Origin of the sequence: Paraburkholderia sp. HP33-1, assembly GCF_021390595.1 — a bacterium.
In the GTDB taxonomy this organism is placed as follows: domain Bacteria; phylum Pseudomonadota; class Gammaproteobacteria; order Burkholderiales; family Burkholderiaceae; genus Paraburkholderia.
This window is the reverse complement of the sequence record NZ_JAJEJR010000001.1, coordinates 2371636-2385984: the sequence shown is the minus strand read 5'-3', so window position 1 is coordinate 2385984 and position 14349 is coordinate 2371636. Positions and strand designations below refer to the sequence as shown.

Below are 14349 nucleotides of genomic sequence, written 5' to 3'. Positions count from 1 at the left end.
GGCATGCGCCGCATGCGTCACCAGCCGCCCGACATGTGTCGTCCGGCAACTGGAATCAGGTCCATCAGGCTCTCATGTCCGATATTCATCTGGCGTCCGGCACGAGCCACGCCACTCCGCCTGGCAGTGCGTCGCAGCAGAAAGCGCCGGGCCGCTCCGGCGACGTGATCTTCGGCGGCCTCGCACGCCTTTCCGCCATCGTGACGCTGTTGCTGCTCGGCGGCATCATCGTCTCGCTGATCATCTCCTCGATGCCGTCGATTCGCGAGTTCGGTCTCGCGTTCCTGTGGACGGCAGTCTGGGATCCACCCAGCAAGCAATTTGGCGCGCTCGTGCCGATCTACGGCACCCTGGCGACGTCGATCATCGCTCTTCTCATTGCTGTGCCGGTCAGCTTCGGCATCGCGCTATTTCTGACCGAACTGTCGCCCGCATGGCTGCGCCGGCCGCTCGGCATCGCGATCGAGCTGCTCGCCGCGATTCCGTCGATCGTGTACGGCATGTGGGGTCTGCTCGTGTTCGCGCCGATCTTCGCGATGTGGTTCCAGAAGCCGCTCGGCGCGGTGCTCGGTAGCATTCCGATCGTCGGCGCGCTGTTCGCGGGTCCGCCGATCGGCATCGGTATTCTGTGCGCAGGCGTGATCCTCGCGATCATGATCATTCCGTACATCGCATCGGTGATGCGCGACGTGTTCGAAGTGACGCCGGTGCTGCTGAAGGAATCGGCGTACGGGATCGGCTGCACGACGTGGGAAGTGATGTGGAGGATCGTCCTGCCGTTCACGAAGAGCGGTGTGATCGGCGGCATCATGCTTGGCCTCGGTCGCGCGCTGGGTGAGACGATGGCGGTCACGTTCGTGATCGGCAACACCAATCTGCTCGACAATATTTCGCTGTTTTCGCCGGGCAACAGCATCACGTCCGCGCTCGCCAACGAGTTCGCGGAAGCGGATCCGGGCCTGCATACGTCGGCGCTGATGGAGCTCGGCCTGATCCTGTTCGTGATTACATTCATCGTGCTGTCGATTTCGAAATTCATGCTGCTGCGTCTCGAGAAAGGGGAGGGCGCGAAATGAGCGGACCATCCCTGAACATGCCGGGTCTGAAGGACCCCGCGACGCTCGAAACGATGCGCGTGCGCCTGCAAGGACGCCGGCGCTTGACCAACGCGGTCGCGCTGACGCTGTCGCTCGCGGCGATGGCGTTTGGTCTGCTGTGGCTCGTGTGGATTCTCTATACGACGCTGCGTCTCGGTATCGGCGGTCTGTCGGTCGATCTGTTCACGCAGTCGACGCCGCCGCCGAACACCGACGGCGGCGGTCTCGCCAACGCGATCGTCGGCAGCCTGATGCTGGTGGGGCTCGCGACCTTCGTCGGCACGCCGATCGGCATCATGGCGGGCGTCTATCTCGCCGAATACGGCCAGAAGGGCTGGCTTGCGAACGTTACGCGCTTCATCAACGACATCCTGCTGTCGGCGCCGTCGATCGTGATCGGTCTGTTCGTCTACGCGCTCGTCGTCGCGAAGATGGGCCACTTCAGCGGCTGGGCCGGCGTGCTCGCGCTGGCGCTGCTGCAGATTCCGATCGTGATCCGCACGACCGAAAACATGCTGAAGCTTGTGCCGAACGCGATGCGTGAAGCCGCGTTCGCGCTCGGCACGCCGAAGTGGAGGATGGTGCTGGCGATCACGCTGAAGGCGTCGATCGCGGGCATCGTCACCGGTGTGCTGCTCGGCGTCGCACGGATTGCCGGCGAAACCGCGCCGCTCCTCTTCACCGCGTTGTCGAACCAGTTCTTCACGGTCGATATGGGCCAGCCGGTAGCAAACCTGCCGGTCACGATCTACAAGTTTGCGATGAGCCCGTTCGCGCAGTGGCAATCGCTCGCGTGGGCCGGCGTCTTCCTGATCACGCTCGCGGTGCTGGGACTGAACATCCTCGCGCGCACGATCTTCTCGAACAAGTAAGGGCGGAGCGAATCCGATGAACATGGCAGAAACCCAACTCAATCCGATCGGGCACACAGCCGCGCCCGCGGGCTCCGACCCCGAACAGAGCGCTCACGCGCAAACTCCGTCGCGTCCCAAGATCGAGGTCAAGGACCTCAACTTCTTCTACGGCAAGTATCACGCGCTGAAGAACATCAATCTGGAGATTCCCGAAGGCAAGGTGACCGCGTTCATCGGCCCGTCGGGCTGCGGCAAGTCCACGCTGCTGCGTACCTTCAACAAGATGTACGCGCTCTATCCGGAGCAGCGCGCGGAAGGCGAAATCGTGATGGACGGCGAAAACCTGCTGACTACGCGCCAGGATATTTCGCTGCTGCGCGCGCGCATCGGCATGGTGTTCCAGAAGCCGACGCCGTTCCCGATGTCGATCTACGACAACATCGCGTTCGGCGTGAAGATGTTCGAGAAGCTGTCGCGCTCGGAAATGGACGACCGCGTCGAGTGGGCGCTCACAAAGGCGGCGCTTTGGAACGAAGTGAAGGACAAACTCGGCCAGAGCGGCTATGGTTTGTCGGGCGGCCAGCAGCAGCGCTTGTGCATCGCGCGCGGCATTGCGATTCGCCCCGAAGTACTGCTGCTCGACGAGCCGTGCTCGGCGCTCGACCCGATTTCGACGGGCCGTATCGAAGAGCTGATCGCTGAGCTCAAGAGCGACTACACGGTCGTGATCGTCACGCACAACATGCAACAGGCGGCCCGCTGTTCGGACTACACTGCCTATATGTACCTCGGCGAACTGATCGAATTCGGCGACACCGAAAAGATCTTCATCAAGCCGGTCCGCAAGGAAACCGAGGACTACATCACTGGCCGCTTCGGCTGATTCGCCGGGCAACACAACGGAGTACGACATGACCGACAAACATCTGTCCAGCCAGTTCGACGCCGACCTGAACCTCGTTTCGTCGAAAGTGCTCGAAATGGGCGGCCTCGTCGAGTCGCAAATCATCAACGCGATGCAGGCGCTCAACGAATTCGACCTCGGTATCGCCGAGCAGGTCATCGCCGCCGAAGATCGTCTGAACAAGATGGAAGTCGAGATCGACGAGGAGTGCAGCAACATCATCGCGCGACGTCAGCCGGCCGCGCGCGACCTGCGCTTGCTGATCGCGATCTCGAAGACCATCACGAACCTCGAGCGCGCCGGCGACGAAGCCGAAAAGATCGCGAAGCGCACCAAGCGCCTGATGGAAGACGGCGCATCGCGCACGATCAACATCGCCGAGATCAAGCTGTCCGGCGAGATGGCGGTGTCGATCCTGCGTCGCGCGCTCGACGCGTTCGCGCGTCTCGACACGGTCGCCGCCGCGCAGATCGTGCGCGATGACAAGGCGATCGACGAGGAATTCCGTGCGTTCGTGCGCAAGCTGATTTCGTATATGACCGAAGATCCGCGTTCGATCTCGGTCGGCCTCGACTTCCTGTTCATCGCGAAGGCGATCGAGCGGATTGGCGACCACGCGAAGAACATCGCTGAGTTCATCATCTACATCGTGAAGGGCACCGACGTGCGGCATCAGCCGCGCGACACGCTCGAACGCGAAGCGCTCAGCTAATCCAGAGATAAGGAACAGAGGTGTCGATGCCCAGCAGCATTCTCGTCATTGAAGATGAGCCCGCCATTTCCGAACTCATTTCGGTCAATCTTCAACACGCCGGGCACTGCCCGATTCGCGCGTACAACGCGGAGCAGGCACACAACCTGATCAGCGACGTGCTACCCGATCTCGTGCTGCTCGACTGGATGTTGCCGGGCAAATCGGGCATTTCGTTCGCGCGCGATCTGCGCAACAACGAGCGCACCAAGCATATCCCGATCATCATGCTGACCGCGCGCGGCGACGAGCAGGACAAGGTGCTCGGCCTCGAAATCGGCGCCGACGACTACGTGACGAAGCCGTTCTCGCCGAAGGAACTGATGGCGCGTATCAAGGCGGTGCTGCGCCGCCGTGCGCCGCAGCTGACCGAAGACGTGGTCGCGATCAACGGCCTGAAGCTCGATCCGGCCACGCATCGCGTCGCCGCGCATGCGGAAGGCAGCGAGATCAAGCTCGATCTCGGCCCGACCGAATTCCGTCTGCTGCACTTCTTCATGACCCACCCGGAGCGCGTGCACAGTCGCACCCAACTGCTCGACCAGGTGTGGGGCGATCACGTGTTCGTCGAGGAGCGTACCGTCGACGTGCATATCAAGCGTCTGCGCGCGGCACTCAAGCCGGCCGGGTGCGATGCTATGATTGAAACGGTTCGCGGCAGCGGCTACCGGCTGGCGAAGAGCGCCTGATAGCCGCCGGCGGTGCAGTGCGTTGCGCTGTGCCGCCGCACCTTCTTCCTGCGCTGTATTTTCTCTTCGATCGCTAGACCATGAACATCATCTGGGCGCGCTCCATCGTGTCGGTCGTGCTGCTTGCTGTTCTGTGCGCGGTGGTCGGCGCACTGGTGAACGTCAAGGCGGGCCTCGCTCTCGCGATCCTCATGCTGCTCGCACAGAGCATCTTCAGTACCTTCCACAAGCAGCGCCTGTGGCGTCTGCTCGACGCGCCGGTGTACGGCGAAGTGCCGAGCGCCCCCGGTATCTGGGGCGAAATCTACTACCGTCTTCACAAGCTCGCGAAGCGCTGGCACGCCCAGGTGCGCCAGGTCGAGCAGCAGCATTCGCGTTTCATCCAGGCGATCCAGGCGTCGCCGAACGGCGTCGCGATGCTCGACGATCACGATCAGATCGAGTGGTGCAATGCGATTTCCGAAAGCCACTTCGGGCTCGACGCGAAGCGCGATCTGCGTCAGCACATCACGCATCTGGTGCGTCATCCGGATTTCGTGCGCTATCTGAATTCGCATCGGTACGAGGAAATGCTGATCATGCGCGGCATGGGCGAGAAGCGCCAGAACGTGCTGTCGGTGCAGGTGTTTCCTTACGGCGACAATCGCAAGCTCGTGCTGTCGCAGGACATCACGGAGCTCGAACGCACCGATGCGATGCGGCGTGACTTCGTCGCTAACGTATCGCACGAATTGAAAACGCCGCTCACCGTGCTGTCCGGCTTTCTCGAAACGATGCGCGAGCTGCCGTTGAGCGAAACCGAGCGGGCGCGCTATCTCGACCTGATGGAGCAGCAGGCGTCGCGCATGCGTCATATCGTCAGCGACCTGCTCGTGCTCGCGACGCTCGAGGGCGACAACAGGACGCCGAGCGATCAGATGATCGACATGCAAGCGGTGTTGCGGCATCTGCAGGACGACGCACAAAGCCTCTCCAGCGATCATCACAAGATCGTCTTCGACGCCGATGAAGCGCTGACGGTCACCGGTGTCGAATCCGAGATTCTCAGCGCGTTCGGCAATCTGGTCACGAATGCGATCCGCTATACGCCGGATGGCGGCTCGATCAAGGTGAGCTGGCGCGCACACGGCGGCCATGCGGTGTTCTCGGTTGCCGATAGCGGCCTCGGTATTCCGGCCGCCGATATCCCGCGACTCACCGAGCGCTTCTATCGCGTCGATCGCAGCCGTTCGCGCGACACGGGCGGCACCGGGCTTGGTCTTGCGATCGTCAAGCACGTGCTGCAGCGGCACGATGCGCAACTCGAGGTGAAGAGCGAAGAAGGGCGCGGCAGCACGTTCACGGTCCGCTTTCCGGTGTCCCGGACGGCGCGTTGCCAGACCGCGCAGGTTTGAGCGCGGCAGTCGGCCAGAACGCTGATCCATGAAGAAAACCGCCTGAGAAAGGCGGTTTTTTTATGCACGCTCATGTCGGAGTGGCCACCGTCGCGGCGAGCACTCCGACCCGAGGGCGACTACGTACAGAACTTGCCGAGCAGACTCATCTGCGCATTGCGCGACGCCTTGCCCGGGCGACGCCGGCGATAGTGACCGTCGCTTTGCATCAACCAGGCCGACTGGTTGTCGCCGAGAAACGCCGAGAGCCCTTCCGCGATCACGCGCCGCTTCAGGCGCCGGTTGTTGACCGGGAATGCGACTTCTACACGCCGGAACAGATTGCGATCCATCCAGTCGGCGCTCGACAGATAGACCTGCTCCTGGCCGCCATCGTAGAAGTAGTAGATGCGATGGTGCTCGAGAAAGCGTCCGACGATCGAGCGCACCGTGATGTTCTCGGAGAGCCCTGCCACGCCGGGCTGCAGCGAGCACACGCCGCGCACGATCAGGTCGATCTTCACGCCGGCCTGCGATGCTTCGTACAGCTCGGCGATCACCGTCGGTTCGAGCAGCGCGTTCATCTTCGCGACGATGCGCGCCTTCCTGCCCGCACGCGCATGCTCGGCTTCCTTGCGGATCGCGTCGACGAGTTTGGGATGCAGCGTGAACGGCGACTGCCACAGCTCGTGCAACTTCAGCTCGCCGCCGATGCCGGTCAGCTGCTGGAACACGTGGTGCACGTCCTCGCAGATTTTCTGATCGGCGGTCATCAGACCGAAGTCGGTATAGAGGCGCGCGGTGCGCGGATGATAGTTGCCGGTGCCGAGGTGCACATAACGCTTGAGCGTCGATTTGCCGTTCGTCGACACGCGTCGCACGATCAGCATCATCTTCGCGTGGCACTTGTGGCCGACCACGCCGTAGACCACATGCGCGCCGACCGCTTCGAGCTGCGAGGCCCAATTGATATTGGTTTCCTCGTCGAAGCGCGCGAGCAGCTCGACGACCACCGTCACTTCCTTGCCGTTGCGTGCGGCCTGCATCAGCGCGTCCATCAGCGGCGAGTCGGTGCCGGTCCGGTAGATGGTCTGCTTGATCGCGACTACGTTCGGGTCCTTGGCCGCCTGCAGCAGCAGCTCGAGCACCGGCTGGAAACTCTCGTACGGATGATGCAGCAGCACGTCGCCCTGATCGATCACGTCAAACATGCTTGCGCTGTTGGCGATCTGCGGCGGTGTCGACGGAATATGCGGCACGAACTTCAGATCCGGCCGGTCGACCATCTCGGGCAGCTGCATCAGCCGCACCAGATTGACGGGGCCGTTCACGTAGTAGCAGTCCTTGTTCGACAGACCGCTTTCGTCGAGCAGGCGCTGCACCACATGCGCGGGGGTTTCCGCCGACACTTCGAGCCGCACCGCATTGCCGAGATGGCGAGCGGGCAGTTCGCCCTGTAACGCGACGCGCAGATTGGTGATTTCGTCTTCGTCGACGAACAGTTCGCTATTGCGCGTGATGCGAAACTGATTGCAACTGCGCACGACCAGACTCGGAAACAGCTCGCTGACGAAGCGTTGGAGCAGCGAGCTCAGCAGCACGAAGCCATGCGGGTAACCCGACAGCTCCTGCGGCATGCGCACGAGGCGCGGCAGCGCGCGTGGCGCCTGCACGATGCCCATCATCGCCTGCCGGCCGAACGCGTCCTTGCCTTCGAGTTCGACGACGAAGTTCAGGCTCTTGTTCAGCACCCGCGGAAACGGATGTGCGGGATCGAGGCCGATCGGCGTGAGCACCGGCAACAGTTCGTCGAAGAAGTAGTTGCGCGCCCATTCGGTCTGCGCGTCGCTCCATGCTTCGGTGCCGTGGAAATAGATGCCTTCCTGTTCAAGCGCGGTGAGCACCGTGTCTTGCAGCATCGTGTACTGGCGATGCACGAGCTTCTGCGCACGCTCGACCACGAGGTCGTACGCATGCTGTAGCGACATGCCGTCGGGCGACAATGCGCCGGGGTTGTCGCGCATCTGTTCCTGGAGCCCGGCCATACGGACTTCGAAGAATTCGTCGAGGTTGCTGCTGGTGATGCAGATAAAACGGAGGCGTTCGAGCAGGGGGACGGCGGGATCGGCGGCCTGCGCCAGTACGCGCTCGTTGAAACCCAGAATGCCCAGCTCGCGATTCAATAAGGGATAGCGGACGGACATCGGCGGTGAGATTGGAATGTCTGAAATGGTGACAGAAAGACGCTCGGAAATTCTCACGATTTGATGACGTCCTGATGACATCGGCAGTGTTTTTAACATTTATGCCGTATTCGTATTCTGTCGTCAATATGACGCACCACCTATGCGACGATACCGAACTCCCTGCGCCGCGAGGTGACATTGTGAAGGCTGCTACGCTTAGAATGGCGTCTTTGAACAGTGCGGCAGGCCGCGACACGCATCATGCCCCGAAGGCGCAGGGCAGGCGCGTGGCGGTGCCAGCGGCAGCCGCCACGCCAGCGGTCGCAGGCGCCGCGCTCGCGCGCATGGAGTACCCTTACCCGATGCCACATACCCCTCACCTCCTCGCTGCCGTCGATCTTGGTTCGAACAGCTTCCGGCTGATCGTGGGCCGGGTCGAGGAAACCGACGCGGGCAGCCAGATCTATCAGGTCGATGCCTTGCGCGAGCCGGTGCGGCTTGCCGCCGGGTTGTCGCGTGACAAGATGCTCGATCGCGCCTCGCAGGTGCGCGGCTGGGATGCGCTGAAGCGCTTCGGCGAGCGCCTGCGCGATTTTCATCCGGACCACGTGCGCGCGGTCGCGACCAATACGCTGCGCATCGCCAAGAACGCGGGCGAATTTCTCGGCGAGGCACAGGCCGCGCTCGGATTTCCGATCGAAGTGATCGCGGGGCGCGAGGAAGCGCGTCTGATTTATGCGGGCGCAGCGCACTCGGTGCCGGCAAGTCCGGGCAAACGGCTCGTCGTCGATATCGGCGGCGGCTCGACGGAATTCATCATCGGTTCGCACTACACGCCGATCATGATGGAGAGCCTGTATATCGGCTGCGTGAGCCATAGCCGCGCGTTTTTCCCGGCCGGCAACGTCGACGAGTACACGATGCGCCAGGCCGAGCTCGCCGCGCGCCGCGAAATCCAGATCATTTCCGCCGAGTACAAGAAGACCGGCTGGGAGCAGGCGATCGGCTCGTCGGGTACCGCGCGGGCGCTCGCCGAACTGGTCGAGGCGAACAATTTCAACGATGCGGGCGTGACCCACGGCATCTCGCGCGGCGGCCTCGAGCGGCTCAAGCGCGCGCTGATCAAGGCCGAAAACGTGAACCGGCTGAAACTGGTCGCGCTGAAGAGCGACCGCGTGCCCGTGCTCGCGGGCGGTTTGTCGATCATGATCGCGGTGTTCGACGAACTGGGCATCGATTACGTCGACACCACCGACGGTGCGCTGCGGCTCGGCGTCATGTACGACCTGCTCGGGCGTACGCAGCACGAGGACATGCGCACGGTGACGGTCGAGGGCTTCATGCGCCGCTATGGCGTCGATCGCCCGCAGGCGGGCCGTATCAGCGATCTGTCGACGAGCTTCTACGACCAGTTCGCTGAGCCGGACGAAGAACGCCGCGAGGAAAATCGCATGTTCATCGGCTGGGCGGCCTCGCTGCATGAAATCGGGCTGTCGATCTCGCATAGCGCGTATCACAAGCATTCGGCGTATATCGCGAGCAACGCCGATATGCCGGGCTTTTCCCGCACCGACCAGGCGCGCCTCGCCGCACTCGTGCTCGGTCATGCGGGCAAGTTAGGCAAACTGTCGCAGACGCGCGAGGTCGAATGGCCGCTGCTGTTCTGCCTGCGACTCGCGGCGTTGCTGTGCCGTCGACGCGCGGATGTCGGCCTGCCCGGCATCACGGTTGCTCAGGCCAATGGCGGTTACGAGGTGCGTCTGCCCAACGAGTGGGTCGCCAACAATCCGTTGACGGACTACAGCCTGATCCAGGAAGCGGCGGAGTGGGAGAAAGTTGGGATTCCGTATCGTGTGGTTTATACGGACGATTGATGCGACCCAAGTCGGCGCACGCGTCGGTTAGAAGCGTGCGCATGAATAAAAAAAGCCCTGCAAATGCAGGGCTTTTTCATCTCTCAGCGCAGCTTATCGGGGCAACGCATCGCCAAGGAAGTGCCGCGCGTAACGCGCATTGATTTCCGACAGACGGAACAGCGTCAGAAAGTCCGCGGTATTGAAGTCGGGATCCCATGCCGGTGCGCCGCAAATCTTCGCGCCCAGACGCAGATAGCCTTTCACGAGCGGCGGCGGCGCGACGGCGGCGCCCGTCTGCAGCTCGTCGACCGGCAGCGGCGTATGCGGGAACGCGCGATATTCGGGCGCGGTCAGCGCGTTATCGCGCAGCGAGCAATACAGATTCGCCGCATAGTGGCCGCCGTCGGCCATCGCGACGCTCGCGCAGCCGAGCATGGTCTCGTAGCCATTGTGCTTCATGTACGCACCGAGCCCCGCCCACAGCGACATGATCACCGAGCCGCTGCGATAGTCGGGATGCACGCACGAGCGGCCGACCTCGACCATCTTCGCGCGCAGGTGCGTAAGACGCGACACGTCGAACTCGCTTTCCGCGTACAGACGGCCGATGCGCGCGGCCTGATGAGGTGGCAGCGCGCGATATGTGCCGACTACTTTGAGCGTGTCGAGATCGCGCACCAGCAAATGATCGCAGTACGAATCAAATGCATCGACGTCGAGACCGGCGGGGCCGCTCAGGCGAGCGCCCATTTCGTCGGCAAATACACGGTAGCGCAGCCGCTGTGCTTCGCGCAGCTCTTCGTCGGTACGCGCCCACGACACTTGCAGGCGATGCTGCGCGGTAACCGTTTCCTCGGCGCGCGGCAGTCGGCGCGATTCGAAGAGCGAGGCGAAGGGCAGGGTGGGCGTCGGCAGTTCTCGCATTGGCGGTCCTGGTCAAAAAGAGTGAGGATTTCTTTTTTCGCCAATGTAGTAATGCGGGGTGACGCTCGCGTGGCAAAGCCATGACGATTGGATGACTGCCCGTAAGCCCTCGCGTGCGCACCTGTCATGCCGGATGCGTCGTGCGACCGCGCAAAGTCAGACCAGATCGGGGCTGATCGCGGCGCGCAGCACTGCCTGTGCTTCGCCCTCGCGCTCGCGACTCTCGATCCACCAGATGGCGGATTTTTTCAGCGGCCAGCTCGCGCCGCTGTCGCCAAGCAACTGAGCGGCGACGTGGCCGAGCGTCGGTTGATGGCCGACGATTACCACGGTCTGCGCGATGCCGCCGGGCCAGCCGGCCGCTTCGAGGACATCGTCCGCGCTCGCGTTGGGCGCGAGCTCGCGGACGACGCGATACTGGTCGCTCAACGTCTCGGCGGTCTGGATCGTGCGCACGGCGGGGCTCGCGAGTATGACTGCATCGTCGGGCAGACGGGCGCGCAGCCACTTCGCGGTGTTCTGCGCCTGCTTGCGGCCGCGCGTGGTGAGCGCGCGGGAGAGATCGCTCGCCGCGACATCTTCGGCTTCGGCGTGACGCCAGAGGATCAGGTCCATTTGGGAGTCTCCTTTCTGAGCGGCTTGGGATGGCGTTGCTGCGGGTTGGCGATCGGCTTTGCGCGTGTTCGGAGCGACGTACGTATCCAAGCACTGTCGCATGCACGCGTGATGAATTGCAAGGCGGGCGCATGGGCCAAACGCGAGCCGAAAAAGCAAAAACCCGCGAAGCCGGAGGCTTCGCGGGTTTCGTATTGCTTTTCGTGGTCGGAGCGATAGGATTCGAACCTACGACCCTCTGATCCCAAATCAGATGCGCTACCAGGCTGCGCTACGCTCCGACGAATCCGAGAGTATAGGGGGTCCTGGCAGGAGCGTCAATCCCTTGGTGCGACGCCAGGGAAGCGTTGTCGTTTGATGTGTGCGCTGGGAGCTGGAAAGACGTTGCGCACGTCGCTGCACACGGCGAGCTTACGCGCCGCAACGCCGGTCATCACGCGGACGCGAAGCTAAGGCATCGAGCCATGCCGGTGCCGCGACTGGAAGCCATTCGATCCGAGTCGAATATCTCCCAAGTCAATGCCGTGGACGCCTCCAATGCGGCATATGCAGATGCTCATGCGCCCAGTGATGCAGCATGCCCTCACCATCGTGTTCACGTCGGTAGGTTCGCGATTCGAAAATCGACAATGCCACCAGCACGAGCAAGCCTATTGTGAGCCCGATAAAGCCCGCGATCGATTCACCGTTCATGGCAGTCTCCCGATAGGTCCAGCCATGAAGTCATAGTAGCTCACGTCTCCCGAAATCTCACGAAATGCAAAGGGAGCGCCACAAGCGCGCGTGATGGCGTCGCGCAACGTGCTTTGCAGGTAGACTCTCGGCGCGCCGGCGGACGTCCGTTCGCCACCCCTTTGTTCCGGAGACGATTGCAAAATGACCCGCGTTCTGACTCTTGCCTTGCTACTGTGCGCCGGCGTCGCCGGCTGTGCGGACAATCCGTCCGCGCATCACGGCACTCCCCCACACGATCCCGCTGACTACCACGGCGTGCCCACCGACGATCGGCCGCCCTCGATGGTGCCCGCGCCCGACGCGCAATGAGCCGGTCGCGAGTGCCCGGTCAGCGAAACGCGCAGCGTGAAGAGGTCATTGAAGTGAAGACGACCGGGAAAGCGAGGAAATGGGAATGCGAAGCACCGGCGCGGGCACGCCGGTGCTTCTGACCCGTGCCAACTGTTCGCGCGGAGAGCACGGGCTGAGATCATTCTAGGGCGAGCGCGTCAGGCGATATGTATGCGCTTGTTTCAAGCCGTAACCGCCTGTGGCCCGCTGAACCGCCAACGAAACGCAGCGTGCCGCATTACGCCGCCGCAATCCCCCGCGACACCCCTGGCAAATAACGCGCGAGCGTCACGCCGCGCGTCGCCATGAAGATCAGCAGTGCGACCCACAGCCCGTGATTGCCATACGACGCGAGCAAGGCCGACGACGCCACCACGAACACCGCAAGCGACGCCACCATCGCCAGCATCAGCTCGCGCGTACGCGTCGCGCCGATAAACACGCCGTCGAGCAGGAAGCCCCACACCGAGATCACCGGCGACAGCGCCGCCCACGGCAGATAGGTTTCGGCCGCGGCGCGCACCGCGGCCTGATCGGTGAGCTGTTCGATAATCCACGCACCCGCGCCCCCGTACACGCACGCGAACCCGATCGCGCCGAGCGCCGACCACAGCGCGGTTACCTTGACCGCCTGCGCGAACGCGTGACGGTCGCGCGCGCCGATTGCCGCGCCGACCAGCGCCTCGGCCGCGTGTGCGAAGCCGTCGAGCCCGTACGCCATGAAGGTCTGAAAGTTCAGTAGCAGCGCGTTGGCCGCGAGCGTCGCGTCGCCTTGCCGCGCGCCAAGATGCGCGAACCAGCCGAACGACGACAGCAGGCACAGCGTGCGCACGAAGATGTCGCGATTGAGCACGACGAGCCGCTTGAGCGCCGCGGCGTCGAACAAAGCGGCGCGATTCAGCGCGGGCAGGCCGCGCGGCCTGCCGTGCCAGAGCAGAGCGAGGCCGAGCACGAAGCCGAGCGCGTCGGCGGTCGCGGTGGCCGCGCCGATGCCGGCCACGCCCCAATGAAACGCGTACACGTACAACAGCACCGCGACGATGTTCACGCTGTTGATGAACACCTGCGAGAGCAACGCAAGCCGCACCCGCTGCGTGCCGAGCAGCCAGCCGAGTACCACGTAGTTGCCGAGCGCGAGCGGCGCGGCCCAGATGCGCGCGTGGCAATAGACCTGCGCGTGCTGCTGCACGGCGTCGCTGCCGCCGATCAGCCGTAGCGCGTAGTTGATCAGCGGTTGTTGCACGAGCAGCACCAGCGTGCCGATCGCGGCCGCCATCAGCAGCGCGCGCACGACGGTGTTGCGTAGCTCGTCGCTCTGGCTCGCGCCGTGGGCCTGCGCCACAAGGCCGGTCGTGCCCATGCGCAGGAAGCCGAAGCCCCAGAACACGAAGTTGAAGAAGAGCCCGCCGAGCGCAACGCCGCCGAGATACGACGCGCTGTCGAGATGACCGGCAACGGCGGTATCGACCGCGCCGAGGATCGGTTGCGTCAGGTTCGCGAGGACGATCGGAAACGCGAGCGCGAGCACCCGCCGGTGCCAGCGCGCCGGCAGCGCGGGCGTGCTGGCTGGGTGTGCGGCGGCTTCAGGATTCGCCGCGTCGGGCGCGGCGTCGCTCAAGAGCGCTCCTGCACGCAGACCCACGGCGAGACGACGACCGCCCACAGGTCGGGGTCGCGCGCGGCGAAATCGGCGGCCGTCTCCGACTGCACGCGCTCGATGAGGCCGGCGGACAGCCATTGCGCGACCTGGGTGGTGTTGTCGCTGGCGATCGCTTCGGCGACGCTCACCAGATCGAGGTCGCGCGCGACGCGCAGCAGCATGCCGCGCGCAAAGAAACGTTCGAGTTCGCTCCAGCCGATCTTGGCGGTTTCGCCGAGCAGCTTCGCGTAGAGGGGGCTCTGGGAGGCGTCGTTGGAAGTCATCGTAAGCGGGGGCGGACGGGGCCGTCACTATAAACCAAAGTCGCGGGCCGGCGGGCCGCGCGGCGACCTTGCGCAACGCGGTGCGCGGTCTTTCGCGCCAAACCGGGCTGAG

General features: G+C 63.6%; 14 protein-coding genes and 1 tRNA gene. 8 read left to right on the top strand and 7 right to left on the bottom strand.

All coding sequences use genetic code 11. The features are described from left to right. Positions 1 to 74: 74 nt before the first annotated feature. From pstC to phoR, 6 genes are all read left to right on the top strand, one after another. A complete protein-coding gene (gene pstC, locus L0U81_RS10805) occupies positions 75 to 1076 on the top strand; it encodes a phosphate ABC transporter permease PstC (protein WP_233802492.1) in 1002 nt (333 codons plus the stop codon). Then, positions 1073 to 1969: a phosphate ABC transporter permease PstA gene (gene pstA / locus L0U81_RS10800; protein ID WP_233802490.1), complete on the top strand. Its 897-nt coding sequence runs from the start codon at positions 1073 to 1075 to the stop codon at positions 1967 to 1969. Before pstC ends, pstA begins: the two co-directional genes overlap by 4 nt. A gap of 16 nt (positions 1970 to 1985) precedes the next feature. Then, positions 1986 to 2834 carry a phosphate ABC transporter ATP-binding protein PstB gene (pstB, locus tag L0U81_RS10795; RefSeq protein WP_233802488.1) on the top strand — a complete coding sequence of 283 codons (849 nt, stop codon included), beginning with the start codon at positions 1986 to 1988 and terminating at the stop codon, positions 2832 to 2834. A 28-nt stretch (positions 2835 to 2862) separates the two neighbouring features. After that, complete coding sequence (gene phoU / locus L0U81_RS10790; protein WP_233802486.1) at positions 2863 to 3567, top strand: phosphate signaling complex protein PhoU; 705 nt, start codon at positions 2863 to 2865, stop codon at positions 3565 to 3567. A gap of 26 nt (positions 3568 to 3593) precedes the next feature. Further along, positions 3594 to 4295, top strand: a complete 702-nt coding sequence (gene phoB, locus L0U81_RS10785; RefSeq protein WP_008922879.1) for a phosphate regulon transcriptional regulator PhoB — start codon at positions 3594 to 3596, stop codon at positions 4293 to 4295. Between the two features lie 80 nt (positions 4296 to 4375). Further along, complete coding sequence (gene phoR / locus L0U81_RS10780) at positions 4376 to 5689, top strand: phosphate regulon sensor histidine kinase PhoR (protein ID WP_233802485.1); 1314 nt, start codon at positions 4376 to 4378, stop codon at positions 5687 to 5689. A gap of 119 nt (positions 5690 to 5808) precedes the next feature. Here the strand turns inward: phoR and ppk1 are convergent, their stop codons facing one another. After that, positions 5809 to 7872 carry a polyphosphate kinase 1 gene (gene ppk1 / locus L0U81_RS10775; protein ID WP_233802483.1) on the bottom strand — a complete coding sequence of 688 codons (2064 nt, stop codon included), beginning with the start codon at positions 7870 to 7872 and terminating at the stop codon, positions 5809 to 5811. 203 nt (positions 7873 to 8075) lie between these two features. On the opposite strand from ppk1, the gene ppx reads away from it, so the two are divergent. Then, the gene (gene ppx / locus L0U81_RS10770) at positions 8076 to 9728 is read left to right on the top strand and encodes an exopolyphosphatase (RefSeq protein ID WP_233802481.1); all 1653 of its coding nucleotides are present in this window, start codon (positions 8076 to 8078) and stop codon (positions 9726 to 9728) included. 93 nt (positions 9729 to 9821) lie between these two features. On the opposite strand, the gene L0U81_RS10765 is transcribed toward ppx, so the two are convergent. The 4 genes from L0U81_RS10765 to L0U81_RS10750 all read right to left on the bottom strand — a co-directional run bounded on the left by L0U81_RS10765 (position 9822) and on the right by L0U81_RS10750 (position 11942). Beyond that, positions 9822 to 10634, bottom strand: a complete 813-nt coding sequence (locus L0U81_RS10765; protein ID WP_233802479.1) for a GNAT family N-acetyltransferase — start codon at positions 10632 to 10634, stop codon at positions 9822 to 9824. Between the two features lie 156 nt (positions 10635 to 10790). Then, positions 10791 to 11249: a SixA phosphatase family protein gene (locus L0U81_RS10760; protein WP_233802477.1), complete on the bottom strand. Its 459-nt coding sequence runs from the start codon at positions 11247 to 11249 to the stop codon at positions 10791 to 10793. Positions 11250 to 11453: 204 nt separating this feature from the next. Beyond that, positions 11454 to 11530 (bottom strand) — tRNA-Pro (locus L0U81_RS10755). A gap of 235 nt (positions 11531 to 11765) precedes the next feature. Beyond that, entirely contained in the window at positions 11766 to 11942 is a 177-nt protein-coding gene (locus L0U81_RS10750) for a hypothetical protein (protein ID WP_233802475.1), read from the bottom strand. A 183-nt stretch (positions 11943 to 12125) separates the two neighbouring features. Between L0U81_RS10750 and L0U81_RS10745 the strand changes: the two genes are divergently transcribed. Then, the gene (locus L0U81_RS10745; protein ID WP_233802473.1) at positions 12126 to 12293 is read left to right on the top strand and encodes a hypothetical protein; all 168 of its coding nucleotides are present in this window, start codon (positions 12126 to 12128) and stop codon (positions 12291 to 12293) included. 259 nt (positions 12294 to 12552) lie between these two features. Here the strand turns inward: L0U81_RS10745 and L0U81_RS10740 are convergent, their stop codons facing one another. Both L0U81_RS10740 and L0U81_RS10735 read right to left on the bottom strand, forming a co-directional pair. After that, a complete protein-coding gene (locus L0U81_RS10740) occupies positions 12553 to 13932 on the bottom strand; it encodes an MATE family efflux transporter (protein ID WP_233802471.1) in 1380 nt (459 codons plus the stop codon). Further along, complete coding sequence (locus L0U81_RS10735; RefSeq protein ID WP_233802469.1) at positions 13929 to 14237, bottom strand: DUF2288 domain-containing protein; 309 nt, start codon at positions 14235 to 14237, stop codon at positions 13929 to 13931. Before L0U81_RS10735 ends, L0U81_RS10740 begins: the two co-directional genes overlap by 4 nt. Between the last annotated feature and the right edge of the window lie 112 nt (positions 14238 to 14349).